1 pseudogene is annotated in these 910 nt (G+C 69.9%); it reads left to right on the plus strand.

Features of this window, described 5'->3' with window-relative positions:
- Positions 1–910, plus strand: a pseudogene (locus ACEN8I_RS24115) (hypothetical protein); the annotation flags it as partial.

Here is a 910-nt window from a genome sequence, read left to right on the forward strand (position 1 = left end):
CGCCGCAGAATTTCGGCCTGTACAGCGGCAGCACCTTGAGCGGCAATGTGTTCGCCGACAACGGCGCGGGCGGCGGCACGGCCAACAACGGCGTGAAGGCCGGAACCGAACCGGGCCTGGCCGGCATCACGGTTAACGCCATGCAGGGCGCAACCACACTGGACAGCGAGCCCACGGCCAGCGACGGCAGCTTCACCCTCTGGATCCCCGGCACCGCCAGCGGCACCGTGACCCTCACGCCCGTGCTGCCGGCCGGCTACACCGCCACCGGCGGCTCGGCCGGCACCACCGGCGGCAGTTACACCCGTCCCAGCGTGAGCTACACCGCCGGCTCCGGCCTGGCCCGCACCGGCATCAGCTTCGGCATGGTGGCGCCCAACACCCTGGGCCCCAACGGCGCGCAGACCGCCCAGCCCGGCACGGTGGTGTTCTACACCCACACCTACAAAGCCGCCACCGGCGGCTCGGTCACGTTCTCGATGGCCAACACCGCCACGCCGGCAAGCCCCGCCTGGAACCAGGTGCTGTACCAGGACAGCAACTGCAACGCGGCGCTCGAAGCCAGCGAGACGCAGGTCACCACCGCCATCACCGTCACCGCCGGGCAGACCGTGTGCCTGGTCATCAAGCAGTTTGTGCCTGCGGGCGCCGGCCAGGGCGCGCAGAACAGCATCACGCTGAGCGCCGCCTTCACCTACACCAACTCGGCCCCGGCGCTGGCCGTCAGCACTCTGCTGGCCACCGACATCACCACGGTGGGCCAGGCCGGCGACCTGTCGCTGTCCAAGCTGGTGAGCAACGTGACCCAGGCCATTGCCGCGGCCACCAGCGTGAACGCCAATCCCGGCGACACGCTGCAGTACACCTTGACGGCCACCAACAACGGCACGCAGCCGCTGTCCACGCTGTT

This window comes from Polaromonas sp. CT11-55, assembly GCF_047303325.1.
In the GTDB taxonomy this organism is placed as follows: Bacteria; Pseudomonadota; Gammaproteobacteria; order Burkholderiales; family Burkholderiaceae_C; genus Polaromonas.